Raw genomic sequence first — 1,856 nt, 5'->3', positions numbered from 1 at the left:
AGTGACTCGCAAAAGGATACGGACGGTGATGGAGTTACGGATGACCTTGATTTATGTCCTGAAACTCCTTCAGGTGCAACTGTGGATGCTGATGGCTGTACTCTTGTTTTAAAAACCTATGTGCCTGATGATGCATTTGAACAAGCATTGATTAATTTAGGATATGATGATGTTTTGGATGATTATGTGTTGACAGGTAACATTAACACCGTCACTAGTTTAAGTTTGGGCTGTTGGCTACAATGTGAAGAGTTTCCCCTCATTACAGATTTAACAGGAATAGAGGATTTTATTGCCTTAGAGGAATTGGTTTTGAGTGGCTTTTTTCCTTTCACAAATGAATTAAGTCAAAATGTCAACTTAAAAAGATTGACGTTCCTATGCAGTTTTGTTGATGGAATTGATCTAAGCAATAATATAGCTCTTGAAGAACTAATTTTGAGGAGTTCAAGTGATTCTGCATATCAGTGCCCGGGGGGGCTAAGTGGTACCCTAAACCTGGTGAATAATGTTAATTTGAATACTTTAGAATTACATTTTTTAGGCAACAATGATCAGATCAATTCCATTTTGAGGAATGCCCCTTCAATTCAAAATTTTACATGGGAAAAGGACCCGGAGTTCGAAAATACTCCTATAGATTTTTCAAATAATAAAAATCTTAGAAGCATTATCCTACAAACAAATCATCCGCAAATATTTGGACCGAAATTTATTAATCTGAAAAATGGCGCAAATTACCTACTGGAACAAATAGGTTTGGGTATGCCTCCCGGCGAGGGAGCTTGTATTCAAGCTGATGACCCTGCCTATATTCAAAGCTTGCTTGGAGCTAGTTATACGCTTTATAACTATACCGTAAGTACTGATTGTGGCTTCTAATATCCAATGCCGTTCTGCAACATTTAACATTCGCCAAAGTAGCTGATGCTGATTTATCTAATACTAGTTAGCGATTAATATCCTATTCTGTACACTATGAAGATTTTGGGTTTTGATTTATCTTTTTTTTGATTTAATAGACTCCTCATATTTTGGGGAGTTTTCTATTGTGGATAAATCACTTTGCTAGATTTCATCACAATAGGTAACACAGGTATAGAAAGTTCATATCACGTTCACATTACAATACCTATAAATAATCAAAACATGATACTTATCATAGTACGATAAACTCTTCCTGCGTACTATTGTTAGCGGATTATTAAGAGTTCCCCCCAAAGAAATCATTGCAATTGGTTTTTATGGGGATTCCCGCAACTATTTTTTCTCCATATCTCCTATACTTAATATGCGATGATTGTGGTTTGACTTCAATTATTCGATATGAGAAAAATATTACCTGTAGTATTTGTATTTCTTTTATTCATCCTAATTGATTCTTGCTCTAAAGAGGACATTAAAATCTATGAATTAACAACTTATGCCAGACCTACAGAAGGAGGAAGTGTAAGTCCATCTAGTGGCTCTTATACTTCAGGAGAAGAGGTTTCCTTAACTGCAACGGCGGCAAGCGGATATACTTTTAAGAATTGGAGCGGTAGCATCAGTGGAACTACGAATCCAGCAAAAATGAATATGAACTCTGACAAAGAGGTCATTGCAGTATTTGAAATGCCTGATGCCGATAATGATGGTGTTTCTGATAGTTTAGACCAATGCCCTAATACACCTTCAGGAGAGGATGTAGATGATAGTGGTTGTTCCAGTAGTGATAAAGACGCAGATGGCGATGGTGTAGAGGATACTACAGACATTTGCCCCGATACACCAGAAGGAGAAACAGCCGATGAGGAAGGCTGTTCCGATAGTCAGAAGGATTCCGATGGCGATGGTATAAGTGATGATCTTGACCA

Annotated in this window: 1 protein-coding gene and 1 pseudogene; both read left to right on the top strand. The window is 37.2% G+C overall.

Going from position 1 to position 1,856, the window contains the following annotated elements:
* Positions 1-882, top strand: a pseudogene (locus tag G504_RS19930) (hypothetical protein); the annotation flags it as partial.
* Between the two features lie 444 nt (positions 883-1,326).
* Positions 1,327-1,856: InlB B-repeat-containing protein (locus G504_RS20040; RefSeq protein ID WP_040444448.1), on the top strand; the 530-nt coding region annotated here is incomplete at its 3' end.

Origin of the sequence: Eudoraea adriatica DSM 19308 (assembly GCF_000382125.1) — a bacterium.
Classification (GTDB): domain Bacteria; phylum Bacteroidota; class Bacteroidia; order Flavobacteriales; family Flavobacteriaceae; genus Eudoraea; species Eudoraea adriatica.
This window is presented reverse-complemented; position numbering and strand designations above follow the sequence as displayed.